Source organism: Mesorhizobium sp. LNHC229A00 (assembly GCF_000502415.1).
In the GTDB taxonomy this organism is placed as follows: domain Bacteria; phylum Pseudomonadota; class Alphaproteobacteria; order Rhizobiales; family Rhizobiaceae; genus Mesorhizobium.
In genome coordinates this window covers 239,804-264,808 of the sequence record NZ_AYWQ01000003.1, presented here as the reverse complement: position 1 = coordinate 264,808, position 25,005 = coordinate 239,804, and the positions used below count along the sequence as shown (strand labels likewise).

At 62.2% G+C, this 25,005-nt stretch carries 24 protein-coding genes and 1 pseudogene; 6 read left to right on the top strand and 19 right to left on the bottom strand.

Annotation, left to right across the window (positions count from 1 at the left end; all coding sequences use genetic code 11):
* Positions 1 to 25 precede the first annotated feature (25 nt).
* The 12 genes from X742_RS161425 to X742_RS161480 form a co-directional block, all read right to left on the bottom strand.
* Positions 26 to 301, bottom strand: a complete 276-nt coding sequence (locus X742_RS161425) for a sarcosine oxidase subunit delta (RefSeq protein ID WP_023771064.1) — start codon at positions 299 to 301, stop codon at positions 26 to 28.
* Positions 302 to 316: 15 nt separating this feature from the next.
* Complete coding sequence (locus X742_RS161430) at positions 317 to 1,570, bottom strand: sarcosine oxidase subunit beta family protein (RefSeq protein ID WP_023771063.1); 1,254 nt, start codon at positions 1,568 to 1,570, stop codon at positions 317 to 319.
* A gap of 34 nt (positions 1,571 to 1,604) precedes the next feature.
* Positions 1,605 to 2,912 carry a type III glutamate--ammonia ligase gene (glnT, locus tag X742_RS161435; protein WP_023771062.1) on the bottom strand — a complete coding sequence of 436 codons (1,308 nt, stop codon included), beginning with the start codon at positions 2,910 to 2,912 and terminating at the stop codon, positions 1,605 to 1,607.
* Positions 2,913 to 2,944: 32 nt separating this feature from the next.
* On the bottom strand, positions 2,945 to 4,273 hold the full coding sequence (locus X742_RS161440; protein ID WP_015318914.1) for an FMN-binding glutamate synthase family protein: 1,329 nt from the start codon (positions 4,271 to 4,273) through the stop codon (positions 2,945 to 2,947).
* 6 nt (positions 4,274 to 4,279) lie between these two features.
* Positions 4,280 to 5,002, bottom strand: coding sequence for a GXGXG domain-containing protein (locus X742_RS161445; protein ID WP_023771061.1), 723 nt, complete (start codon positions 5,000 to 5,002; stop codon positions 4,280 to 4,282).
* Between the two features lie 4 nt (positions 5,003 to 5,006).
* On the bottom strand, positions 5,007 to 5,903 hold the full coding sequence (locus X742_RS161450) for a glutamine amidotransferase family protein (protein WP_023771060.1): 897 nt from the start codon (positions 5,901 to 5,903) through the stop codon (positions 5,007 to 5,009).
* Between the two features lie 83 nt (positions 5,904 to 5,986).
* Positions 5,987 to 6,316: a hypothetical protein gene (locus tag X742_RS161455; RefSeq protein ID WP_023771059.1), complete on the bottom strand. Its 330-nt coding sequence runs from the start codon at positions 6,314 to 6,316 to the stop codon at positions 5,987 to 5,989.
* Entirely contained in the window at positions 6,313 to 7,002 is a 690-nt protein-coding gene (locus X742_RS161460; RefSeq protein WP_023771058.1) for a hypothetical protein, read from the bottom strand. The genes X742_RS161455 and X742_RS161460 overlap by 4 nt, the downstream gene beginning before the upstream one ends.
* A gap of 45 nt (positions 7,003 to 7,047) precedes the next feature.
* Positions 7,048 to 8,451, bottom strand: a complete 1,404-nt coding sequence (locus X742_RS161465) for an APC family permease (protein ID WP_031247746.1) — start codon at positions 8,449 to 8,451, stop codon at positions 7,048 to 7,050.
* 14 nt (positions 8,452 to 8,465) lie between these two features.
* Positions 8,466 to 8,627 carry a hypothetical protein gene (locus X742_RS1000000172190; protein ID WP_015318908.1) on the bottom strand — a complete coding sequence of 54 codons (162 nt, stop codon included), beginning with the start codon at positions 8,625 to 8,627 and terminating at the stop codon, positions 8,466 to 8,468.
* Between the two features lie 32 nt (positions 8,628 to 8,659).
* Positions 8,660 to 9,037, bottom strand: coding sequence for a hypothetical protein (locus X742_RS161475; RefSeq protein ID WP_023771056.1), 378 nt, complete (start codon positions 9,035 to 9,037; stop codon positions 8,660 to 8,662).
* Between the two features lie 11 nt (positions 9,038 to 9,048).
* On the bottom strand, positions 9,049 to 9,336 hold the full coding sequence (locus X742_RS161480) for a hypothetical protein (RefSeq protein WP_023771055.1): 288 nt from the start codon (positions 9,334 to 9,336) through the stop codon (positions 9,049 to 9,051).
* Between the two features lie 285 nt (positions 9,337 to 9,621).
* Here X742_RS161480 and X742_RS161485 point away from each other — a divergent pair, with 285 nt between their 5' ends.
* Genes X742_RS161485 through X742_RS161500 form a run of 4 tightly spaced genes read left to right on the top strand, consistent with a single transcriptional unit; the run spans position 9,622 to position 13,406 of the window.
* Positions 9,622 to 10,755, top strand: a complete 1,134-nt coding sequence (locus X742_RS161485; RefSeq protein WP_023771054.1) for an aminomethyltransferase family protein — start codon at positions 9,622 to 9,624, stop codon at positions 10,753 to 10,755.
* Positions 10,756 to 10,797: 42 nt separating this feature from the next.
* The gene (locus X742_RS161490; protein WP_023771053.1) at positions 10,798 to 11,394 is read left to right on the top strand and encodes a dimethylamine monooxygenase subunit DmmA family protein; all 597 of its coding nucleotides are present in this window, start codon (positions 10,798 to 10,800) and stop codon (positions 11,392 to 11,394) included.
* Entirely contained in the window at positions 11,391 to 12,356 is a 966-nt protein-coding gene (locus X742_RS161495) for a PDR/VanB family oxidoreductase (RefSeq protein WP_023771052.1), read from the top strand. The genes X742_RS161490 and X742_RS161495 overlap by 4 nt, the downstream gene beginning before the upstream one ends.
* Before the next feature lie 9 nt (positions 12,357 to 12,365).
* Positions 12,366 to 13,406: a DUF3445 domain-containing protein gene (locus X742_RS161500; RefSeq protein ID WP_023771051.1), complete on the top strand. Its 1,041-nt coding sequence runs from the start codon at positions 12,366 to 12,368 to the stop codon at positions 13,404 to 13,406.
* 124 nt (positions 13,407 to 13,530) lie between these two features.
* Here X742_RS161500 and X742_RS161505 read toward each other — a convergent pair whose 3' ends face one another.
* Positions 13,531 to 14,247, bottom strand: coding sequence for an XRE family transcriptional regulator (locus X742_RS161505; RefSeq protein ID WP_023771050.1), 717 nt, complete (start codon positions 14,245 to 14,247; stop codon positions 13,531 to 13,533).
* 257 nt (positions 14,248 to 14,504) lie between these two features.
* Here X742_RS161505 and X742_RS161510 point away from each other — a divergent pair, with 257 nt between their 5' ends.
* Complete coding sequence (locus X742_RS161510; protein WP_023771049.1) at positions 14,505 to 15,863, top strand: NAD(P)/FAD-dependent oxidoreductase; 1,359 nt, start codon at positions 14,505 to 14,507, stop codon at positions 15,861 to 15,863.
* Between the two features lie 10 nt (positions 15,864 to 15,873).
* Here the strand turns inward: X742_RS161510 and X742_RS01000000169845 are convergent.
* The 6 genes and pseudogenes from X742_RS01000000169845 to X742_RS161530 all read right to left on the bottom strand — a co-directional run bounded on the left by X742_RS01000000169845 (position 15,874) and on the right by X742_RS161530 (position 23,978).
* Positions 15,874 to 17,863: pseudogene (locus X742_RS01000000169845) on the bottom strand (ABC transporter permease subunit).
* Complete coding sequence (locus X742_RS1000000175530) at positions 17,860 to 19,077, bottom strand: glycine betaine/L-proline ABC transporter ATP-binding protein (protein ID WP_023771048.1); 1,218 nt, start codon at positions 19,075 to 19,077, stop codon at positions 17,860 to 17,862. Before X742_RS1000000175530 ends, X742_RS01000000169845 begins: the two are co-directional and overlap by 4 nt.
* 72 nt (positions 19,078 to 19,149) lie before the next feature.
* The gene (locus tag X742_RS161515) at positions 19,150 to 20,124 is read right to left on the bottom strand and encodes an ABC transporter substrate-binding protein (protein ID WP_023771047.1); all 975 of its coding nucleotides are present in this window, start codon (positions 20,122 to 20,124) and stop codon (positions 19,150 to 19,152) included.
* 473 nt (positions 20,125 to 20,597) lie between these two features.
* Positions 20,598 to 21,362, bottom strand: coding sequence for an SDR family oxidoreductase (locus tag X742_RS161520; RefSeq protein WP_023771045.1), 765 nt, complete (start codon positions 21,360 to 21,362; stop codon positions 20,598 to 20,600).
* Between the two features lie 74 nt (positions 21,363 to 21,436).
* Positions 21,437 to 22,234 carry a DUF427 domain-containing protein gene (locus tag X742_RS161525; protein ID WP_023771044.1) on the bottom strand — a complete coding sequence of 266 codons (798 nt, stop codon included), beginning with the start codon at positions 22,232 to 22,234 and terminating at the stop codon, positions 21,437 to 21,439.
* A gap of 88 nt (positions 22,235 to 22,322) precedes the next feature.
* Entirely contained in the window at positions 22,323 to 23,978 is a 1,656-nt protein-coding gene (locus X742_RS161530) for an ABC transporter substrate-binding protein (RefSeq protein ID WP_023771043.1), read from the bottom strand.
* A 116-nt stretch (positions 23,979 to 24,094) separates the two neighbouring features.
* Here X742_RS161530 and X742_RS161535 point away from each other — a divergent pair, with 116 nt between their 5' ends.
* Positions 24,095 to 24,997 (top strand): LysR family transcriptional regulator, encoded by a 903-nt coding sequence (locus X742_RS161535; RefSeq protein ID WP_023771042.1) that lies wholly within the window; start codon positions 24,095 to 24,097, stop codon positions 24,995 to 24,997.
* The last annotated feature ends 8 nt before the right edge of the window (positions 24,998 to 25,005 follow it).

The window sequence follows — 25,005 nt, the reverse complement described above, 5'->3', positions numbered from 1 at the left end:
GCGGCGCTGACCTGGCGAAAATAATTCATTTCACAACCTGCCTCGCGCCGGCACCCGCCGCCGGTTCAACCGCCGAAATCTCGTGCGTCAGCGTGTTGCGGGTGACCTTCAGCCAGGCCCGGCAGCCGCCGCCATGATACCAGTTCTCATCCATTACGCCGGCGATGTTGTCGCGCAGATAGACGTAATCGTAGACCTCGTCTTCCGATGCCCCAGGTGCTGGCCGCACCGGCCTGGCGTCGCCGAGATAGGTGAACTCGCCGAGCTCGCGTTCACCGCAGAATGGACAGACAATACGCATGTTTTTCGACTGTCCTCAGTGCAGGTTCGGTTGGGCGCCCTGGCCCTTCTCGTCGATGACAGCACCAGACCGGAACCGGTCGAGCCGGAAGCGGGCGGCCTCGGCATGCGATTCGTCCCGAGCAAGCAGATGGGCGAAGACGAAGCCTGAGCCGGGCGTCGCCTTGAAGCCGCCATAGCACCAGCCCGCATTGAGGTAGAGCCCGTCGACCGGTGTCTTGTCGATGATCGGCGAGCCGTCCATCGACATATCCATGATGCCGCCCCATTGGCGCAGCAGGCGCACGCGGCCTATCATCGGCATCAGCGCCATGCCGCCTTCGCAGACATCTTCCATGACAGGCATGTTGCCGCGCTGGGCATAGGAATTGTAACCGTCGATGTCGCCGCCGAAGACCAGCCCGCCCTTGTCGGACTGGCTGACATAGAAATGGCCGGCGCCAAACGTCATGACGCCGGGAATGAGCGGCTTGATCGCCTCCGAGACGAAGGCCTGCAGCACATGGCTTTCGATCGGCAGCCGCAGGCCAGCCATCGCCGCGACGCGCGATGAGGATCCGGCCACCGCCATGCCGACCTTGCCGGCGCCGATCCTGCCGCGCGAGGTCTCGACGCCAGTCACCTTGCCGTTGGTGTCCCTGACAAAGCCCGTGACTTCGCAATTCTGGATGATGTCGACGCCGAGTTCGCTGGCAGCGTGGGCGTAGCCCCAAACCACCGCGTCGTGCCGCGCCGTGCCGCCGCGCCGCTGCAAGAGCCCGCCTTGCACCGGGAAACGCGCATGGTCGAAATTCAGGAACGGCAGCATCTTCTTCAGTGCTGCCTGGTCGAGCAGTTCGGCATCGATGCCGTTGATGCGCATGGTGTTGCCGCGCCGCGCATAGGCGTCGCGCTGCGCGTCGGAATGATAGAGATTGAGAACGCCGCGCTGGCTGACCATGGCGTTGTAGTTGAGGTCCTGCTCCATCCGTTCCCAAAGCTTCATCGACAATTCGTAGAAGCCGGTATTGCCGGGCAGGCCGTAATTGGATCGGATGATGGTGGTGTTGCGGCCGGCATTGCCGGAGCCGATCCAGCCCTTTTCCAGCACGGCGACGTTTCTGACGCCGTACTCGCTGGCAAGAAACCAGGCGGTGGCAAGCCCATGGCCGCCGCCGCCGACGATCACCACGTCGTAGTGGTCTTTCGGGCTGGCGTCGCGCCAGGTGCGCTGCCAGTTCTTGTGGCCGGATAGAGCGGCACGTGCGAGCGAGAAGATCGAATATTTCATCAGGTCATTCCGAGGTCGCTCGCACTGCTGGGGCTCAGATGTCCAGCGTGTGGTCGCGCTCCCATTGCGTGAAGTGGGAAGCATAGGAATTCCATTCCTGGTGCTTCAGCTTTAGATAAGCCGACGAGAATTCCTCACCCAGCGCCGCCTTGAGCGATTTGTCCTTGTCGAACTCGCGCAACGCATCGAGCAGGTTGAGCGGCAGCTTAGGCGCGCCCTTCACCGTGTGGCCGTGCTGGTACATGTCGATGTCGTAGCGCTTGCCCGGATCGGCCTTCGAACGGATGCCGTCGAGGCCGGCGGCGATGATGACCGCCTGCAGGAGATAGGGGTTGGCGGCGCCATCCGGCAGGCGCAATTCGAAGCGGCCGGGGCCGGGCACGCGCACCATGTGGGTGCGGTTGTTGCCGGTCCAGGTCACCGTGTTCGGCGCCCAGGTCGCGCCCGAAATGGTGCGCGGCGCGTTGATGCGCTTATAGGAATTGACCGTCGGGTTGGTGATCGCGGCGAGCGCCGAAGCGTGCTTCATGATGCCGCCAAGGAAGTTCTTGCCCTTGGCGGAAAGACCGAGTTCCATCGAATTGTCGGCGAAGACATTGGTCTTGCCCGACTTGTCCCAGACAGAGATGTGGGCATGGCAGCCATTGCCGGTCAGGCCCTGGAACGGTTTGGGCATGAAGGTGGCGCGCAGCCCATGTTTTTCCGCGATCGACTTGACCATGAACTTGAAGAAGGAATGCTTGTCCGCGGTCGGCAAGGCATCGTCGAACGCCCAGTTCATCTCGAATTGGCCGTTGGCGTCCTCGTGGTCGTTCTGGTAAGCGCCCCAGCCGAGCGCCAGCATGTGGTCGCAGATCTCGGCGATGACGTCGTAACGGCGCATCACCGCCTGCTGGTCGTAGCAAGGCTTCGATGCCGTGTCGTATTCATCGGAGATCGTCTTGCCGTCCGGCGAGATCAGGAAGAACTCGGCCTCGACGCCGGTCTTGACGTGCATGCCGTCGGCGGCTGCCTCCGCGATCAGCCGCTTCAGTGTGTTGCGCGGCGCCTGGTCGACCTCCTTGTCGTCCATGATGCAGTTGGCGGCGACCCAGGCGACTTCCGGTTTCCATGGCAACTGGATGACCGAGTCCGGATCCGGCACCGCCAGCATGTCGGGATGCGCCGGCGTGAGATCGAGCCAGGTGGCGAACCCGGCAAAGCCGGCACCGTCCTTCTGCATGTCGGCGATGGCTTGCGCCGGTACCAGCTTGGCACGCTGGCCACTGAACAGGTCAGTGTAGGAAATCATGAAATATTTGACGCCGTTCTTCTTGGCGAAATCGGCGAGATCGTTCCCCATTATATTTCCTCGCTTATGTCTTTGGATGTGTTCTAGAAGCCGTTCTTCCCCGGTATCCAGTTGGTGCCGGCCAGCGGCACGCCGGCCATGGCGGCAGCCTCGATTGTCAATGCGACGAGGTCCTCGGGTTCGAGATTGTGCAGGCTGTTCTTGCCGCAGGCGCGGGCGATGGTCTGCGCCTCCAGCGTCATCACCTTCAAGTAGTTCGCCAACCGGCGCCCGGCGGCCACGGGGTCGACCCGCTTCATCAGTTCGGGGTCCTGCGTGGTGATGCCGGCAGGGTCCTTGCCCTCATGCCAGTCGTCATAGGCGCCCGATGTGGTGCCGAGTTCGTTGTACTCCGCCTCCCAGCGGGGATCGTTGTCACCGAGCGCCACGAGTGCCGCGGTGCCGATCGACACGGCGTCGACGCCGAGCGCCAGCGCCTTGGCCACATCGGCGCCGTTGCGGATGCCGCCTGAGACGATGAGCTGCACCTTGCGGTGCATGCCGAGATCCTGCAGCGCCTGCACCGCCGGCCTGATGCAGGCGAGCGTCGGCTGGCCGACATTCTCGATGAACACTTCCTGCGTCGCCGCCGTTCCGCCCTGCATGCCGTCGACCACGACGACGTCGGCGCCGGCCTTCACCGCAAGCGCTGTGTCGTAGTAGGGCCGGGCGCCGCCGACCTTGACGTAGATCGGTTTTTCCCAGTCGGTGATTTCGCGCAGTTCGAGGATCTTGATCTCGAGATCGTCCGGACCGGTCCAGTCGGGGTGGCGCGAGGCCGAGCGCTGGTCGATGCCTTTGGGCAGCGTGCGCATTTCGGCGACACGGTCGGAAATCTTCTGGCCGAGCAGCATGCCGCCACCGCCGGGCTTGGCGCCCTGGCCGACGACCACTTCGATCGCATCGGCGCGGCGCAGGTCGCGCAGGTTCATGCCGTAACGCGAGGGCAGGTACTGATAGACCAGTTGCTTGGAATGGCCGCGCTCTTCCTCTGTCATGCCGCCATCGCCGGTCGTGGTCGAGGTGCCCGACAGCGTCGCGCCGCGCCCGAGCGCTTCCTTGGCGGGACCGGACAGCGAGCCGAAGCTCATGCCGGCAATGGTGATCGGGATCTTCAGTTCGATAGGCTTCTTGGCGTGGCGCGAACCGAGCACCACGGATGTGTCGCAGCGCTCGCGGTAGCCTTCCAGCGGGTAGCGCGAGATCGAAGCGCCGAGGAACAGAAGGTCATCGAAATGCGGCAGCTTGCGCTTGGCGCCGGCACCTCTGATGTCGTAGATGCCGGTCGCCGCGGCGCGGCGGATTTCGGAGAGCGTGTAGTCGTCGAAGGTCGCGGATTTGCGCGGCGTCGTCGGCGGGTTGCGATAGGTCATGCTGCCTCAATACGCGTCGGCGTTGTCGATATTGAAATTGTAGAGCGTGCGCGCCGAGCCGTAGCGCTTGAACTCCGACGGCTTGACGCCGGTCACGCCGGCGCGGTCGAGCAGATCCTGCAGCAGTTCCAGATGCTCGGGCCGCATCTCCTTGGCGATGCAGTCTGCACCAAGACTATCGACCTTGCCGCGCACGAAGAGCCGCGCCTCGTAGATGGAATCGCCCAGTGCATCGCCGGCATCGCCCAGAACAACGAGGTTGCCGGATTGCGCCATGAAGGCCGACATATGGCCGATATTGCCATGCACGACGATGTCGATGCCCTTCATCGAGATGCCGCAGCGCGACGAGGCGTTGCCTTCGATGACCAGCAGGCCGCCCTTGCCGGTGGCGCCTGCATACTGGCTGGCATCGCCCTTGATGACGATGGAACCCGACATCATGTTCTCGCCAACGCCCGGGCCGGCCGAGCCGTGCACGGTGATGGCGCTGCCGGAGTTCATGCCGCCGCAGTAATAGCCGACGCTGCCGCGCACATCGATGCTGACAGGGTGGTCGACACCGACGGCGACCGAATGGCTCCCTTTCGGGTTGAGCACTTCCCACGCCGTCTCGTTCGAACCCGGAGCCAGATTGTGGAGCGCTTGATTGAGTTCGCGCAGCGACAGGATGTCGAGGTCGAAGACGCGCGCATGGCTGTCGCGCGTTGCCTTGGAGGTTGCCGGCATGAACTCAATGCTCCCAGAAATACACGGTTGCGGGCTCCGGTTCCCAGACCCTCGCATTGTCTATACCGGGCAGTTTGGTCAGCGCGCGATATTCCGAGCCGAAGGCGACATACTGGTCGGTCTCGGCCATCACGGCAGGCTTGCAGGCAATCGGATCGCGCACCACGCCAAAACCATTCTTGGTGCCGACGACGAAGGTGAAGAAGCCGTCGAGGTCGGACAGCGTGCCTTCCAGTGCCTGGCCGAGGTTCTTGCCATGCGCCATTTGCGAGGAAAGGTAAGCGGCCGCCACTTCGGTATCGTTCTCGGTCTCGAATTTCATGCCTTCGCGGATCAATTCGCGGCGGACATTGTTGTGGTTCGACAATGAACCATTGTGCACAAGACATTGGTCGGCACCGGTCGAGAAAGGATGCGCACCCATCGTCGTCACTGCCGATTCCGTCGCCATGCGGGTATGACCGATGCCATGCGTGCCGGTCATCTTGCGCACGTCGAAGCGATCGACGACGGCTTCGGGCAGGCCGACTTCCTTGTAGATTTCCACCGCTTCGCCGGCGCCCATGATGCGGATGTCGGGCCTGAGCGACTGGAGGGCTTCACGCGCCGCGTCGACCTTGTCCGGCGTGGTCCTGACCACTGCGTGGGTCGATTTCACCGCAATGCTCACCGGCGCTCCGACGGCCTTCGCGAGTTCGGCGTCCAGGCCGCGGAAATCGCGTTCCGGCTTCGGCGACTGGATGGTGATCTTGGCCTCGTTGCCTGATGTCGCGCCATAGATGGCAATGCCGGCACTATCAGGGCCGCGATCGCTGAGCGATACCAGCATCTCCGACAGCATCGCGCCGAGCTTCGGCTCCAGCGCCTTGTCCTTCAGGAAAAGTCCAACGATTCCGCACATGTCAGCCTCCCGACGTTTATGACTAAGATGATGTATCGAATGAAATCCTCGAATTCAATGGCATGAAAGAAATTTTCCTCTGGTTACGTATGCGGCTCAATGCCGCTCTGTGTATCGTTTCCTTCCGGCCGGGCATTGTGAGCCCACTTGGCGGTACGGATGCGGGCGATCTTGTAGGCGTCGAGGATCGACAGCGCATAGATCAGGAAGCCGCCGGCGTGACGGCCGACGAAGCTGGCGTCCGGCGGCGAAATCTTGGCGGTCACCCAGGCCAGGATGACCATGAAGAAAAGAAATTGCAGTCCGCGCACAGGGACGCCCAGAATGACATGACCGCTTGCCGGCAGCACGATTGCGGCGCCGAGGACGAGATAGGGGCTCACCGGCGGCGGCGAAGTGTTTGAAGTGCTCATGCGGCCTGCCGTTCGCTTCCGTTGATGGCGTCGCGCAGATCCGAGAGTGATACGAGCAACCGCTCGATCAGCGCAGAATCGATCCGTGTGTCTCCGAACGCGGCTTGCCGGAAGACACCGTAGCGTGCCCGCTCGGCCTCGGCCAGCAGCCACACGATGCGCACTCCGTTCGGCGTGATCAGCAACTCCTTGGCGCGGCCTTCTGAAAACGGCTCCATATGGTCGGCGATGATGCTCTGCGGGAACCGTGTGCCCCTGCGGTCTGTCCGCAGCACCGCCTCGGCCGGAAAACCGGGCGCCTTCGGCAACGTATGCTGGAGATGGTCGAAATTGGAGAACGTGGTCGGCGAGCCCGGCCGCATCATCATATCGAAGATGGCGGGTACCGAGACCTTCTCGGTGATCGATACGCTAAGCCAGCGCGCCGGCAGTTTCCGCGTCGCCAGCGTGTCGACGATGGTGCGCACCTGCACACGTTGGCCGTTCCACGATCCTTCCCAGGTGATGACGCCGGCGGTGCCGTCCGAGACATTCTCTGCATCCGCGACAATCGCGCGAATGCCCGCCTCGTCGGCCGCGAGCGTTGCCGAGGCCCTGTCGCGGCTGCGGCGTGCCTGCCACGCAAGGTGAAGGACGAGAGCCAGGACAATTGCCCCGGCAAGCAGTGCTGATGTCACGTCGGACATTTTATCGTGCAAGGCCCGTCCAGATCCAGGACGGGCCTACTCCCATCAATAGCCCTGCGGTTTCGGCCACGGCATGGTGAACTGGTCCCCACGCCGCACGAATTTGTAGCGATAGAAATGGAACCACAGCGAAATCAGGAAATAGAAGGCGACCATGGCGATCAACTGAGAGCCGAAGCCGAGGAAGATGGCGAAGAAGGTCACCACGCACAGGCAGAACAGGACGATTGCCGGCAGCGGATGGAAGGGATGCGTGTAGCCGCGGCGGATCGAGCCCAGCGGCCACTTCTTCCTGAACATCATNATGTTGATGCTCATGAAGGTGTATTGCAGCACGCCCGACAGGATAGAGAAGGTGATCGCCTGGTTGAGATCGGCGATGAAGGCGAAGGCCAGCGCGATCGGCAGCAGGAACAGGATCGAGCGATAGGGCGTGCGGTATTTCGGATGCACCGCCGAAAACCAGCTCGGCAGATAGCGGTCGCGGCCGAGCGAGAACCAGGCGCGCGCCGCGTCGTTGATGCAACCATTGGCCGAGGCAAGCGCGGCGAGCAGCGTCGCTATGAACAGGAGGTTCTCGAGCAGCGGGCTGCCGGTCAGTTTGCCGGCGTCCCACAGCGGATAATAGGTGATGCCGAGATATTCCCAAGGCATAAGCGAGGCGCAGACATACCAGGTCATGGCGGCGGCGATCAGAAGCGTGATCATGCCGGCCATGGTGCCGTAGGGCAGGGAGCGTGCCGGCGAGCGCACTTCCTCGGCGGCCTGGGTGGTTCCTTCGATGCCGAGATAATACCAGATGCCGAACTGGAAGGCGGCGATGACGCCGATCCAGCCATAGGGCAGCGCGTTGCCTGGAGTGACCAGTTCGTTGAGCTTCAGCACCGCGCCTTGCGTCCACGGGCTGACCGAGAAGAACAGGACGACGATCGAGACATAGGCGATGGCCGTGATGACGAAGTTGACGTTGAGCGTCATCAGCACGCCGCGATAGTTGAGCCAGGCCAGCACCACGATGGTGGCGGCGATGAAGGAATTGTGGGTTAGCCCTTCTACACCTGCCTTGGCGACGATGGTGTCGCCGAGCAGGATGGCGTCGGACACTTCCAGCATCGTATAGGCAAAGACCAGGAACAGCGCGACGTTGAACGCCATCAGCGGCCCGACGATGTGCTTGGCCTGCGCATACTGGCCGCCGGCGGCGGCCACTGTCGACGTTACCTCGGAATCGATCATGGCCACCGAGGTGTAGAGCAGCCCGACGACCCAGCACACGATCAGGGCAGCCAGCGCGCCGCCCTTGTCGGCCGAGAAATTCCAGCCGGTGAACTCGCCGACCAGAACGATGCCGACGCCGAGTGCCCAGACATGGGCCGGGCCAAGCACCCGAAGCAGCGACACCCGGTCGCCGTGAATTGTGGTGGTGGTGTTTTCAATCGCGACCGTCATCGATCAATCCCCACTCAGATCCGGTGTTTTTCGGAAGCGGCTTCAAGCTCGCCTTCACGCGACGAGGTCAAAACGTCCTCGGAGTAGTTCGTATCGACCTTGAACCAGTCGTAGAGCATCCACAGCGCGAGCACGATCGAGATGCCCCAGCATGCGTAAGAGAGTGCCACCCACATGATCGTGTCCCCAAAATCTTCGTCGTCAAACTTTACTTATCGTCGAACTTCTCGTTGATGACATCGCGATATTCGCGGTCGGATGCCCGGAACAGGAACACGAAATAACCGATCAGGACGGCCGCCATGATGATCAGCGTCGGCCAGTCGATGATGTAGTGGAACCGGTTCTGGATGACGTCGTGCGCGGTCTCGGGCGTATAGCCGAGCTTTTCCCAGATCGACGCCATGGTCGGATTCTGCCCGAGCGCTTCCCAGGTCTTGGCATCGAGCGCGTCGATCGATTTTGCGGCACCGGCAAGACCAAGCTTCAGCGGCAGCCACAGCGCCACGAAGATGGCGACCACGACAACGGCGATGTCGAAGACTTGCCCGGCCTTGCTCTGCTCCGGCGGCGTATAGCGGGACATTGTTTCTCCCCTCAGGACTTGCGGTTGCGGGATGCGTCGGCGTTCTTGATGTCGAGCCCGTAGATGAACTCCTTGTCTTCCTTGTAGTGTTTGACCATCGCCAGGATGGCTGCCGTGTTGAAGATGAGCACGGCGGCGGCGGCAATGGCGACGACCGCCTTGATGCTGCCCTGAGGAATGTATGGCCATGTCATGAAGAGGACGAAGAGGATCGTCGCCCACAGGCAGATGATCAGGATCGCGGATCCGCGCAAGTCGGAGCGGTACAGCGCCTCGATGCGCTGCTGCAGGTCTGCCATCGGTTTTTCCCCTTTTTTGCCGACGCCCGGTTCCGAATCCACCGCCCGCCGCTCTCTTTCAAGAGAGTGAAATTTTTTTCATAAATTCAGGCCGAATTCCGCAATTGTCAAGATGAATTTACGCTGAGTTAACCGCTTGCTTCGACCTGCCGATTTTGCCTGACAATGAAATTATTTGCTTTAGGGGGATTGCGGGCCTCTCGCGTTTGCGATCAATATTCGACCAAGCTCCCGGCCTTGCGCACGGGAGCAGGGAACAGCAGCATTTTCGATGGAGACGAGCGGATGACGGCATCGTGGAGATTTTCGACCCTGGCGGATCGCCATCGTGCGCTGGGTTCGAAACTCGAAGACTGGAGCGGTATGGGTACCGCCTGGACCTACGACAAGGATGCCGACGAGGAATATATCGCCATCCGCACCAAGGCCGGGCTTATGGATGTTTCCGGCCTGAAGAAGGTTCACATCACAGGGCCACACGCCTCGCATCTGATCGACCTCGCCACCACGCGTGACGTCGAAAAGATCTATCCCGGCAAGTCGGCCTATGCCTGCATGCTGAACGAAGCGGGCAAATTCACCGACGACTGCATCCTCTACCGCACGGGACCGAATTCCTGGATGGTGGTGCACGGCTCGGGCACCGGCCATGAGGAACTGCAGCGGGCGGCGATGGGACGGGACGTGTCGTTGCGCTTCGACGACAATCTGCACGATTTGTCGCTGCAGGGGCCAACAGCGGTCGACTATCTGGCCAAGCACGTGCCCGGCATCCGCGACCTCAACTACTTCCATCATATGCAGACGCAACTGTTCGGCTTCCCCGTCATGATCTCGCGCACCGGCTATACCGGCGAACGCGGCTACGAGATCTTCTGCCGTGGCCAGGATGCAGGCACGATCTGGGACAGGATTCTCGACGAGGGCAAGAGCGCCGGCATCATTCCGTGCCGCTTCACCACGCTCGACATGCTGCGGGTCGAAAGCTACCTGCTGTTCTACCCCTACGACAATTCCCAAAAGTATCCGTTCGAGAATGAAGGACCCGGCGATACGCTTTGGGAGCTCGGCCTCGACTTCACCGTCAGTCCCGGCAAGACCGGCTTTCGCGGTGCCGAGGAGCACTATCGCCTGAAAGGCAAGGAGCGCTTCAAGATCTATGGCGTCCTGCTCGACGGCAGAGAGCCGGCGGACGAGGGCGCTCCGGTCTATCGCGACGGCAAAAAGGTCGGCGTTGTCACCTGCGCCATGTATTCGCCGCTGGTCGAGAAATCGATGGGCATCGCCCGGCTCGACGTCGACTGCGCGGTCAAGGACACCACGCTCGAAATCCGCAACAAGAGAGGATCGATCCAGGCGACGGCGCAGCCCTTGCCGTTCGACGATCCCAAGAAGACCAAGCGCACGGCGAAAGGCTGAGGTATAATCGACAGCGAGGGGTTTCGAGGCACGAAGACTTAAATGGCAGTCAAGACCATCATCAGCCGGCCCATCTACGGGACCCTGTCTCCGCAACCCGGCAAGCATCATCTTTTCGTGGCGGATGCGGAAGGCGCGCTCGCGATAAGAGACATGGCCGCCAGGGCTCCGGCCAGGTTCTTCGATGCAGCCGAAATCGTCTTCATTCCCGGTCCTGACGGCAAATATGTTGCCGCTCTCGAAGCATTGAAGCCGGCGCGGCTTCATCTGGCGCCGTCCTTCGCCAGCCTGCTGCCGCGTCTGAAGCAGACGCTGACCAACGCGCATATGGGTCTGCGCCTTTATCTCGCCGGCACCGAAGGGCTGATCGGCCAGGCCATGCAGGTGGCGCTCGAAGCCGGCGTCGACCACACCTCCATGCAGACCGAGCATCGCGGCTCGCTGGCGCGCCGCATGCAATGTGTCCACTGCAAGGGCATCACCGAGAATGTGACGACGCAGCCGGCGACCTGCTCGCATTGCGGCCTGCTGCTTCTCGTTCGCGATCACTATTCCCGACGCCTTGCCGCTTTCCAGGGCGTCTGCATCAATGCCGAGGATCGTAGTGAAATTCCTCCGATGGAGGAGATATTTCGATGAGCACCGGCACCACCAAGCTCGACGTCGTCGTCAGCGACGTCGTCCCGGTCAATGAGTTGGTCACCCGGTTCCATTTTCGCCGACGTGATGGCGAGCTGTTGCCGACCTTTTCCGGCGGCGCCCATGTCGTGGTCGAGATGCGCGATGGCGAGCGCACAAGGCTCAATCCCTATTCACTGATGGGCTCGCCGCTAGACACGCGCGAATACACCATCTCGGTGCGCCGCGATGATGTCGGTCGCGGCGGCTCGCTGTTCATGCACAGGTCGGTCAAGCCGGGCCTGGAGATGGTGATCAGCTATCCGGTCAATCTTTTTTCGCTCGATCTGCGCGCCAAAAAACACCTGATGCTGGCCGGCGGCATCGGCATTACGCCGTTCATGGCCCAGACCGCCCAACTGGCGGGGGAGGGCGGCAATTTCGAACTGCACTACACCTGCCGCACCGCTTCGCTTGGCACCTATGCCGATGTGCTGCGGGAACGCTACGGCCGTCGCGTCCGGCTCTATCACGATGACCTTGAGGAGCGGATCGAGCTCGACCGGTTGCTATCCACGCAGCCGCTCGGGACGCACCTCTATGTCTGCGGCCCCGCAGGCATGATCAACTGGGTGCGCGACCGCGCAGCTAGCCTGGGCTGGCCGCCGGAGACCGTCCACTACGAGCATTTCGCGGCGCCGCAGCCCGGCCTGCCATTCGACGTGACGCTTGCCATCAGCGGCAAGACCATCCGCGTCGGCGAGCAGCAGAGCCTGCTGGAAGCCATCGAAGCCGCTGGCGTCGATCCGCCCTATCTCTGCCGTGGCGGCGTCTGCGGCCAGTGCGAGACCAACGTTATCTCGTGTGACGGCAAATTCATCCACAACGACCATTGGCTGAGCGAGGAAGAGCACCGTTCGGGCAATAAGATCATGCCGTGCGTGTCGCGCTTCGAGGGCAGGTCTCTGGTCCTGGAAAGATAGGAGGCGAGAATGGGCATCACCTTTCGCAAGGAAACGTTCCGCGACGACTTCACCTTCAAGAACAGCCCGGAGCATATCAGGCGGTTTCCGTTCCCCTTCCACGAGGATGCCTACATGTATGCGGTCAACATCGAGCCGCATGTCGTCGGGCCCAAGGGCTCGGTGCTCGAAAACCTGATCGACGTCGACGAACACTATGTCGCCGAGATGCAGGACCGCGCGATGGTGCTGGCCGAGGATCCCCTGCGCTGCCAGTCGCTGCCGCACATGACGCTCGCCGGCTGGGACCTGCTGGAACTTTTGATGGAGCAGCAGGCGCTGGGCTATCCCGAGCATTTCACGCTGACGCGCGACGGCGACCGCTGGCGCTGGATCAATCGGCCGCTCGGCATCGACGACACCTTCACCTTCGGTGACACCTCGACGCTGCCCTACGGGCCGATGGAGTATATCACCCGGCAAAGCCAAGGCGATTTCTGCATCCTCGATCAGCGCGACGGCAATCTGTGGATGGACGCCGGCATGGTCACCACCCAGGCCGACTGGTCGCTCGATTTCGACATCGGCATGAATTTCTTCGAATGGCACGCGCCGGTGCCGCTGGCGCATGAGAAGGGTATTTTCACGCGCGCCCTGAAGTTCCTCACCAACATCCAACAGGGCAAGCCGGCACGGCGCCTGAACTGGACGATGACCATCAATCCGCGGCTGGACACCAGCCCTGAGAATTATCACAAATGGGGTCCGGACCGCGCGACGGTCACGTCGGAGAATGTCGGCGACAAGGTGCATCTGCGTGTCGAACTGCAGAGTTTCTGGCGGCTGCCGCGCTCCAATGGCATCGTCTTTCCGATCCGCTGCTACCTGATCAAGATGGACGAACTGGTGACGCAGCCGAAATGGGCACGGCGCCTGCACCGCGTCATCCGCGACCTGCCCGAGGAACTCGCCAGCTACAAAGGCCTCACGCGCTTTCGCCCGACACTGGTCGAGTGGCTGTCGAAGCTGGACGATGGGAGCCCGACGAGCCCGGGGTTCGGGCCGGATTGAAAGGCCTCCCACATCCGGCCGCTTCGCGGCCACTTTCTCCCCGAGGGGAGAAGAGATCGCCAATGCTGGCGTCAGGCTCCTCTTCCCTTGGGGCAATCCAGGTGAGGAGGCTGCGGCGGCCCGCCTACCCAGCACTGCCCTGCGGGTAGCATATAATCGACAAATAACGCATCGGCAGTTTCGTCAGTCGCTCCGGTCCATGCGGTGCGTCGGCGTCGAAGAACAGGCTGTCGCCTGGCTTCATCGGATAGAGATTGCTACCGTGCCGGTAAACGACCTCGCCCTCGAGCATGTAGAGAAACTCCATGCCTTCGTGCTGGAAGGTCGGGAACACGTCGGAATCCTCGGTCAGCGTGATCAGATAGGGCTCGACGACGACGCCACTGGTGTTCGAACCGATATGGCCAAGCAGATTGTACTGGTGACCAGCGCGCGTGCCGCGGCGCTCGACGTCGAGGCCTTGGCCCGCCTTGACGAACACGGCGCTGCGTTCTTCCTCGAAGCGCCGGAAGAAGGCGGTGACGGGAACGCCGAGCGCCCGCGACAGTGCCTGCAAGGTGGTCAGCGACGGCGAGGTGATGCCGTTCTCGATCTTCGACAGCATGCCCAGCGAAATATCGGTGGCGACCGCGAGATCCGCCACGGTGATGCCGAGCTTCTTGCGGAAGGCCCGCACCTCGCGGCCGATCGCGACCTCAAGCACTTTTTCGCGGGTATCGCGAATGGCGTGGGGGTTTTGTGTCAGCGGCGCGCGTATGGTCCTGCCGTCCGCCGACACTTTCGGCGACGGCTTTGCCTTTGCGCTCGCGGGAGCCTTGGAATCCGAATTCGCCTTTGCCATGTCGCCCCCCAATCGTCAGGATTTATTTCACTCAAGGTGAACATGTCAGGTGCCGATACAGGAGCGCAACCGCAACGGCAAGCCATCTTATGTCGCGCGCGGCAGTGCGACCATCGCGGCGCCCGTGGGTTTTCCGCCAGGAACCTCTGCGCGCAAACGCCGTTCCAGCAGATGTCTGTTGACAGCACCAAGAGGCCAATTACTGTCACTGCCAGTGAAATTTGTTTCGCTGGGGAAATCAAAAAAGGAGGCCCGGAATGAACAATCGCGTTGCCGTCATCGGAGCCGGACCGTCCGGTCTGGCTCAACTCAGGGCTTTCAAGTCGGCGGCCGACAAGGGCGCCGAGATTCCCGAGATCGTCTGCTTCGAAAAGCAGTCCGACTGGGGTGGTCTGTGGAACTACACCTGGCGTACCGGCCTCGACGAACATGGCGATCCCGTGCACGGCTCGATGTACCGCTATCTCTGGTCGAACGGGCCGAAGGAATGCCTGGAATTCGCCGACTACACATTCGAGGAGCATTTCGGTCGGCCGATCGGCTCCTACCCGCCGCGTGCGGTGCTGTGGGACTACATCAAGGGCCGCGTCGAGAAGTCGGGTCTGCGCAAATGGGTGCGCTTCAACAGCCCGGTGCGGATGGTCACCTTCTCGGACGAGACGAAGAAATTCACCGTCACCGCGCATGACCGCACCAACGACGTGACTTACTCCGAGGAGTTCGACAATGTCGTCGTCGCCTCCGGGCATTTTTCTGTGCCCAACGTTCCCTATTTCGAGGGCTTCTCGACCTTCAACGGCCGCATCCTGCACAGCCACGATTTCCGCGACGCGATGGAGTTCAAGGGCAAGGACATCCTGATTATCGGCCGCTCCTACTCGGCCGAGGACATCGGTTCGCAGTGCTACAAATATGGCGCCAAGTCGATCACCTCCAGCTATCGTTCCAAACCGATGGGCTTCAAATGGCCCGAGAATTGGAAGGAAGTGCCGCTGCTGCAAAAGGTCGTCGGCAAGACCGCCCATTTCAAGGACGGCACGACCAAGGATGTCGACGCCATCATCTTGTGCACCGGCTATCTCCATTCCTTCCCGTTCCTGACCGACGATCTCAAGCTCAAGACCGCCAACCGCATGTGGCCGTTGGACCTCTATGAGGGCGTGGTCTGGGAGAAGAACCCGAAGCTGTCCTATATCGGCATGCAGGACCAGTTCTACACCTTCAACATGTTCGACGCGCAGGCCTGGTACGCCCGCGACGTCATCATGGGCCGCATCAAGCTGCCGTCCGCCGAGGCGATGGCGGCGCATGGTGCCAAATGGCGCGCCCGCGAGGAGACGCTGGAGGATGCCGAGCAGATGATTTGGTTCCAAGGCGACTACACCAAGGAACTCATGGACCAGACCGACTATCCCGGCTTCGACGTCGAGGCGGTCAACCAGACCTTCATGGAGTGGGAGCATCACAAGGCCGAAGACATTATGAGCTTCCGTGACCATTCCTACCGTTCGCTGATGACCGGCACCATGGCGCCGCTGCACCACACGCCGTGGCTGCAGGCACTGGACGATTCCATGGAAAGCTATCTCGAGGTGAAAGGAGTGGCGGCCGAGTAGGCCGCCGCCGCTATCCAAGCCTCGCCCGCGCCTTGGCCGTCCAAGCATTGAACAGCCGGTCGGCGACGATGCCGATGAAGGCGATGGCGAGGCCGGCGACGATGCCGCGGCCGGAATCGGCCTTCGACAGCGCGATGAACACTTCCTGGCCGAGATCGCGCGTGCCGACCATGGCGCAGATGATGATCATCGCCAACGCCATCAGGATGGTCTGGTTGACGCCCAGCATGATTTCCGGCAACGCCAGCGGCAGTTGCACACGAAAGAAGGTCTGGCGCGGGGTGCAGCCCGACACTTTCGCTGCCTCGATCAGTGCCGACGGCACCTGCCTTATGCCGTGATTGGTGTAACGGATCGCCGGCACCACGGCGAAGGCTATCGTTGCAATCATCGCCGTCACGTCGCCGACCCTGAACAGCATCACGACCGGGATTATGAAACAGAAGGACGGCAGCACCTGCAGGGTGTCGATGACGGGTGTGACGATCTTTTCGAAGCGGTCGCTACGGGCAGCCATCAGGCCGACGGGAATGCCGATCAGGCAGGCGAGGAAGGCNGAGGAAGGCGGAGATGCCGCAGAGATAGACCGTCGCCATGGTCTTTTCCCACAGGCCGGTGACCGCGCAGAAAGCGGTCAGCATTGCCACCAGGACGGCCAGCCGCAGGCCGGAAAGCTGGTAGCCGGCAAGACCGAGCAGGAACGCCGCGCCCAGCCAAGGGAAGCCTTCGCAGAAGGCGCGCACCGGATTGAGCACATTGAGGATCAGCGCCACGCGGAAGGCTTCGATGACATCGAAGAAGTTTATCGTCACCCAGTTCACCGCCGCTTTCCACAGTGGCGCGGTGGTGAAGGTGATCGCCTTCGGCACGGTCGCGAGGGCGGGAACGAACAGGCCGAGCAGAGTGGTGACGGCAAGGATGGCGATGGCGAGCGTCAGATTGGGATGGCGGCGCCAGAAACCCGGGCTGCCGGACCGGTGGACATTGCCCTTCGCCTGCTTGCGGGCGATGGCCTGGCTCAGCCGGTCGAGCGCGATGGCCAGTGCGACGATGGCAAGCCCGGCTTCCATGGCCTCGCCGACCTTGAGCGCGCGAAGCGCCAAAAGCACGTCGTAGCCTAGGCCGCCGGCGCCGATCATCGAGGCGATGATCACCATGTTAAGTGCCAGCATGATCACCTGGTTGACGCCGACCATCAGCGTCGGCCGCGCCGATGGCAGCAGCACGCGCCACAATTTCTGCCGCGCCGTGCAGCCTGCCATCTCGCTGAAATCGTCGATCTCGGACGGCACCCGAGACAGGCCCAGCATCGTCGCCCGCACCATTGGCGGCGTGGCGAAGATGGCGGTGGCGATCATCGCCGAGACCGGGCTGTTGCCGAACAGCAGCAGCATCGGGATGAGATAGGCGAAGGTGGGGATCGTCTGCATCAGGTCAAGTGCCGGGGAGACCACAAGTCGCTCGGCCCACGGCGTGCGCCAAGCCCAGATGCCGGCGAACAGTCCGGCGAGAATGCAGAACGGCACCGCGATCGAGATCAGCGCCAGGGTCAGCATGGCGCTCGTCCATTGGCCGAACAGCGCGATGTAGAGGAAACATCCGCCAACCAGCAGGCTGAGCTTCCTGCCTCCTGCCACATGGCCGGCGAGGAAGGCGACTGCGCAGACGCCAACCCAGGACAAACGCGGCAGCACGAAAGCGTCGGCGCCATGGCCGAACTTGAAATTCTTGGCCAAGAGATTGAGCGCGAAGTCGAGCGGCACGCCGAGCACCGCGGTGACCGAGCGTGTCAGCCAAGACAGGTTCGACTTGATCCAGCCCATCAGCGCGCTGACCCAGTCGGCGACGGGGACGACCGCCTCGACCGGGTAGTTGACGGCCCATGGCAGCCTGTCCTGCAGCAGGAACATCACCAGCACGGCGGCAAGCGCGAGCACCCAGATCACCAGCCACCGTTGGATCGGCGGCCTTGTCCGGCTGGCGTTTGCCGTTACCGTCATGCGCCGCCTCGCTCGATGCCGGCCAGAAGATCGATCACCGCTTGCGGCGTCACTTCGCCGATGGGCGTGCCGGTGCCGTTGATCACGGCGAAGGGTTTGCCGGCGGCAACGATGCTGGCCGAAAAACTCGATATCTTGGCCTCGGGCCCCACCGTGCCGCCGTGCTCGGCGCTAGCGCAGGTACGCATCAGGCTGCGCGCTGAGATCACCTTGGCGCGGTCGACGTCGCGGGTGAACTCGGCGACATAGTCGGTCGCCGGATTGACCACCAGTTCCTCCGGCGTGCCGATCTGGATGACTTGGCCGTCCTTCATGATGGCGATGCGGTCGGCCAGCCTGATGGCCTCGTCGAAATCATGGGTGATGAAGACAATGGTCTTGTGCAGCATGGTCTGCAGCCGCATCAACTCGTCCTGCATCTCGCGGCGGATCAGCGGATCGAGCGCCGAGAACGGCTCGTCGAGAAACCAGATCTCCGGCTTGGTGGCGAGGCTGCGGGCGATGCCGACGCGCTGCTGCTGNATGGTCTTGTGCAGCATGGTCTGCAGCCGCATCAACTCGTCCTGCATCTCGCGGCGGATCAGCGGATCGAGCGCGGAGAACGGCTCGTCGAGAAACCAGATCTCCGGCTTGGTGGCGAGGCTGCGGGCGATGCCGACGCGCTGCTGCTGGCCGCCCGACAGTTCGCGCGGATAGAAATGCTCGCGGCCGCGCAGACCGACAAGTTCGATGACTTCCCGGGCGCGCGCCTCGCGCGTCGGCCGATCCTGTCCCTGGATACTCAGAGGAAAGGCGATGTTGTCGAGCACGTTGAGATGCGGCAACAGCGCGAAATTCTGGAACACCATGCCCATGCGATGGCGCCTGAGTTCGATCAGGGCGGCATCGGAAATCTTGAGCAGGTCCTTGCCTTCGAATTCGACCTTGCCGTGTGTCGGCTCGACCAGCCGCGACATGCAGCGCACCAGCGTCGACTTGCCGGAGCCGGACAGGCCCATGATGATGAAGATCTCGCCCTGGCGGATTTCGAGGTCGACGGCGCGCACCGCACCCACAAGGCCTGCCGCCGAGACCTCCGCCATGCTGGCCTTGCCGTCACGCTCGCGAATGAAATTGGCGGCGTTCGAGCCGAACAGTTTCCAGACGTTGCGGCAAGCAAGTTTTATCGGGCGGGCATCCGTCTCGTCGCATGCCTGTTCAATCGCTTCCGTCATTCAGTCGTCCTTCTGGAACATCAGGAATTGAGGCCGGCCGGTCAACAGCCGGCCTCCCTTTCCAGTCGGAGGTCACTGCGCCCAGGCTTTCCAGTCCGCCTCGTGAGCCGCGATCCAGGCGGCGGCGACGTCTTCCGGCGTCTTGCCGTCAAGATCGATCTCGCCGCTCATCTTGTTCAACTCGTCGGTGTCGATCGTGTAGGCCTTGGCCACTTTGTAGGCGACCGGCCATTTGTCTTTCATCCCGTTCCAGGAGTACTTCCAGATCTCGCCATGCGGCTTGCCGCAATCGTATTTGGCGTCCGGGTTCACGCCCCATTTCGGGTCGCTGTAGCATTCGGGCGTGTATTCGGGAAACTGCACCCATTCGCCCTTGTATTTTGCAGGCGCCCAATGCGGCGAATAGATCCACAGCATGATCGGCGCCTTGCGCTGATAGGCGGAGTCCAACTCGGCGAACATCGCGGCATCAGTGCCGGCATGGATCACGGTGAAGGGCAGCTTCAGCGCCGCGACACGCTCGTCGTCAAAGCCTTCCCAGGTCACCGGGCCGCCGAGATAGCGCCCCTTTGGCACCGTCTCGGCGGTGGAGAACGATGCCGCGCAGGTGGCGTCGAGCAGAGCGTGCCAGTCCGGCAAGGAGGGACATTTCTCCTTCATGTATTCGGGAAACCACCACTCTTCCTTGGCCTTCGGGCCGAGCTTGCCGAGCCTTTCGGTCTGGCCGGTGGCGTCCGAGGCCTTCATCGCTTCGCCAGCCGTCGTATCCCAGAATTCCAGGCCGACATCGATATCGCCATTGGTGAGGCCGGTTGTCAGGCTGGAGAGATAATCGGCGGTCGGGTATTCGACGGTATAGCCGAGCTTTTCCAGGATGCCGCCGAGGATCTTGGCGTTGAGATTGACGCTGGTCCAGTCGAACAGCGCGATCTTGATCGGGTCGTTCGATTCCGGCGCCGCTGCCTGTGCTGTCGGCGTCAGGACACTTGCCGCGGCAAGTGCAAAAGCTCCCATTGAGAATTTCGATATCACACTGCGAAATGGCATGCTTGGTTCTCCTTCAAGCTGTAACGGTTATTGGTCGTTCCCTTGTTGCGTCTTTTCTTGATTGTGTTGGAAAGGCAGGCTGTTGTGCAAGACCGTTCTCGCCATGCCGGAGCCAAAGCCGGCACAGGCGCGATGATGCTCGATTTCGGTGATGACGGACGCTGCCGAGACAGCCAGTCTCATGGCCGATCGATCGCCGCGAGAGCGATCATCCGCGGATCAATAGCGATCATCCGCCGATCAACTGCCAGTCCTGCGGCGCCCTGCAGGGTGCGAGCCATCAAGGTCCATGATCCCGAGCATTTCCGGCGGATTTGCTCTCGGCTATCGCCTGGCAAGTCCCATCTCGCCAGCGCGGTTTCATAGGATGAAAATATATATACCAACGTTCATGCAGCGCAACGATTAAGGCCGCGAAGAAGCAGAATTCCGGACTGCATGCGCAACCGGCGGGACACGGGTCCACGCCGTGTTTACCAGCAGACGTAGCCGCCATCGACGATCAGGTCGAGCCCGGTGACGAAGCTCGACGCGCGGCTGGCCAGGAAAACCGTCGGCCCGACCATTTCCTCCGGCGCCGCCATGCGCCCCATCGGCGTGTCGCGTTTGAAGATCTTCACCTCTTCGGCCACCTCCGGCCTTTTGTTCATCGGCGTCAGCGTATAGCCTGGGCTGACGACGTTGACACGCAGCCCACGATCGGCCCACTCCATGGCGAGGCTCTTCGACATGTGGATGACGGCGGCCTTCGAGGAATTGTAATGCGCCTGCGTCAATCCGCGATTGACGATGGTGCCCGACATCGAGGCGATGTTGATGATCGAGCCCTTGCCTCGCGCCAGCATCTTGCGCGCTTCTGCCTGGCAGGACAGGAACACGCCGGCGACATTGACCTCGTGCACCTTTCGCCATTTATCCAGCGCCAGTGTCTCCGCTGGTTCGGAACCGGCAATGCCGGCATTGTTGACGGCGACCGTCAACGGGCCGAGTTCGGCTTCGACGCGATCCATGGCCGCGGCCAGGTCGCCCTCCGACGTCACCGTGCCCGTCAGCACCAGCGCCCTGCGGCCGAGTGCCGTGATCCGGTGAGCGGTTTCGTCCAGCCCACCCTTCGACGCATGGCCAAAACAAGCGACATCGGCGCCTGCCTCGGCCAGTCCGATCGCGATTGCCTGGCCAATGCCGCTGCCAGCGCCGGTGACCAGCGCAACATCGCCGTCCAGTTTGAAAAGATCCATCGATAGCCCTCCCTGCTCAAGGAAGGTATGCGCTGACCTATATCTCGATCAAGCCTCAGCGGGCTGCGGCGTGCCTAGAAATATCCGTCGGACGCAGCCGTGGCTTCCTTCGAGATTTCGACGCCATCGACCAGGATCTTGTCGACCAGTTCGTGGTGGAAGCAGACCAGTCCCTTGATGCGTTCTGCCTCGTGCACCGGCTCCGGATAATACCAGACCATGTTCTCGTGCCGTTTCTTGGGCGTGGTCACGTGATAATAGTTGGAAATGCCCTTATAGGGGCAGCGTGATATGTAACGGCTGGGCGCGAACATATCGAGCCGCGTGTCGGAGATCGGCAGATAGTGGCGCACCGGGTGGCCGGTTTCGAACAGGAACACGCCGCGCCGTGAATCGGCGACTTGCTCGCCATCGAGGATGATCTGGACGCGCCGCGACGACGGCAGGCAGTCGACGCGGCGGAACGGGTCGCGGGCATGCACGAAGATCTCCTCGTCTTCCTCGAACCAGTGGCCCATCTTGCCCCACACGAACGACATGTAGCCCGCGATCGGCGGACAACCCTTGACGGGATCGAGATAGCGCCATGCACCATCTTCGACCAAGGTGATGCCTGTATTGAGCGAGTAGTGCGTGGCGACGCCCTTGTATGGATCTTCCGTCGTCGTCTTTGAGGGCAGCAGGAATTCCTCGCGCACGTCCTCGATCGGGAAATAGTAGACCGGCAGATGGTCGGATTCGAACAAAACCAATGCCCTGGTGGTGTCGGCAACGGTCATCGAACCGACCTGGACCCGCAGCCGCTTCAGCGACGGCATTGTGAAGGCGACATAGCCCGGCTCGAACTCGTACTGCTCGATAGTGTCGAGCACGGGGAAATGCGGTCCGCGACCGCGCAGATGAGGCTTGCGAATGGTAGTCTCCCGTTTCTGTCGTGGCCGAACGTTGGCGCGGCAGCCTCTATCCCAGCGACACCCGATCGAGCAGCAGCCCGGCGGCGATCGGCGGCAAGCCGCTGACCTTCTTGCGCACCGGCACCAGGAGATCGGGGAAGTAGCTGAAGATGACGGGTGTCTCGTCGAGCAGCAGTTTCTGGATGTCGGAGGCTGCCGCGCGCTGCGCGCCGATATCCAGCGCCTTGAGATAGCTGGTGACCGTGTCGTCATAGGCAGGGTTCTTGAAATGCGCCGCGTTCCACGGACCGTCGCTGACCAGCGGGCTCTTGAGGAACACATTCGGCACGCTGCGATGAGCGTAGTCGGTGATGCCGAGCGGGCTGTCCAGCCAGTCTGATTGGCCGAATACAGCCTTGCCGTAATATTTGTCCTGATCTTCGATGTTGAGCGAGATGCGGGCGCCGATCTCCTTGGCGAAGTTCTGGAACAACTGCGCGTAGCCGGGGATATCGGAGTAGCGCAACGTCGTCAGTGTGATGTCGAAACCATCGGCAAGCCCCGCCGCCTCCATGAGTTGCTTGGCCTTGGCGATATCCTGCGTGCGTTGCGGCACCGATTTGTCGGTGGCCGGGAAGGCCGGCGCGAACGGGCTGTCATTGCCGGTCGCCGCCATGCCGCGGCACAGTCCGTCGACCAGCTTGGACCGATCGATGCTGAGCGCCAGCGCCTGGCGCACGCGCTTGTCGGTGAAGGGCGCCATGTCGCAGCGCATGTGCAACTGGCGATGCGCGGTCGAGGCGACGCGCAGCACCGTGATGTCGGGGCTGTTCAGCACCACCTGGCTGACGTCGAGCGGCACCGCGTCGAGAATGTCGACCTCGGCGGCCTGCAGCGCCAGGATGCGCGGCTGCACGTCGTTGTAGAACTTGAATTCGAGCCGGTCGGGCAATGCCTTCTCGCCCCAATAGTCGGGATTGCGCACGAAGGTCGCGCCGACCTTCGGCGTGTAGGTCTCCATCCGGAACGGCCCAGTTCCCTCAAAGGTCTTTTCATAATCGCCTTTGTAGCTCGCCGGCAGGATGACGGCGTTGTAATTGTCGATCGACACCGAATAGGGAAAGCTGCCGTTCGGCGCATCGAGATGGAAGGCGACGGTGTGATCGTCGACCTTCCGGGTTCCACCCTTCGACAACAGGCCCTTGAACACCGACAGCGCGTTGGAGGCGCCGTTCGGATCGGCCAGCCGATCGAACGTTGCGACGACGTCGTCGGCTTTGAACTCCTCACCATTGTGGAATTTCACGCCCTTGCGCAGCTTGAAGGTCCAGACGCTGCCGTCGGCATTGGGCGACCAGCTTTCCGCCAGAACCGGCTTCAAGGTCAGATCCGGCTGGGTGATGCAAAGGAATTCGGCGGTCTGGAAAACCAGCTGATAGCTGCCACTGTCATAGAAGGTAACAGGATCGATGGCACCGCCGGGCGTGGCCACGCCGGCGCGCACCGTGCCGCCCGGCTTGCCCTCGGCGCGGGCCTTCCGCGTGCCGAAACCGGCCGCTCCCAAAATGCCGCCAAGCAACGGCAGCGATAGGCCAAGCATGCTGCCGTGGCGGAGAAAATCACGCCGGTCGAGCCTGCCTGCCATGAACTCGTCGACAGCGGAATTTTCGATTTCCGTGAGGCTTTCGCGGGCGGCGTCGATCGTCATGAAATGCCTTGGCATGGCTGCATTCCTCGCTTGCCCTCGGGAGAGTGGCCATTTAGGTCATTGTTGACCGCGACCGGAAAGCGATATTTTTTGATGGGGTCCATCGAAATTTTCGATGCTGGAGAGATGGCATGGATACCGAAAACCTGCGCAGCTTCCTGGAGGTCGCCGAGCATGGCAGTTTCACCGTCGCGGCCAGCCGGCTCAATCTCGCGCAGTCAACCGTCAGCGCCCGGATAAGGGGGTTGGAGGAGCAGTTGGGGCGCCGGCTCTTTGTCCGTGACCGCGACGGCGTCACGCTGACGCCGGCTGGCCGGCAGTTCCTCCCGCACGCCTCCTCGATCACCCGCACTTGGGAGCAATCGCGGCAGGACATCGCCGTTCCCGACGGCTACGAGTCGCTGTTGCGCTTCACCGCGCCCGCCTATCTCTGGGATCGCGTCACCTCGCCATGGATCGCGTGGATGCGAGCCCAGCGGCCGAACGTGGCGCTGCGGCTCGAAGGAAGCTTTCCCGACCTGGCGATCGACCAGTTGGCCCAAGGGCTGCTCGACATCTGCATTCTCTATCTGCCGCGGCCGCATCCCGGCATCGTCTACGAGACGCTGGCCGTCGATCAGGTCGTGCTTGTCCAGCATTCCGCGCAGGCAGGACCGTGGACGCAGAACTATATCCTGATGGATTGGGGGCTCGAATTCCGCATCGAGCACGATCGCGCCTTCGCCGGGATGGTGCAGCCGGCAATCTCGGCCGGGCTGGTATTCATCGGCCTGCAGCACGTGCTGTCGCAAAAAGCCGCGGCCTATCTGCCGCTCAGTGCCGTCAGCGGCTACATCGAGAACGGTGAGATGAAACGCATAGAGGATGCGCCTGTGTTTCAGCGGCCGATCTATCTCGCCTATCCCAGCAATCCCGCATCGTCGGATGTGCTCGACGTCGCGTTGACCGGATTGCGGACGCTGGCAAGGGACTGGACCGGTGAGCAGGGCTTTGCCGAGGGCGACCGCTCCTTCAGCATGAGCGGCCAGGCCTAATGGATACG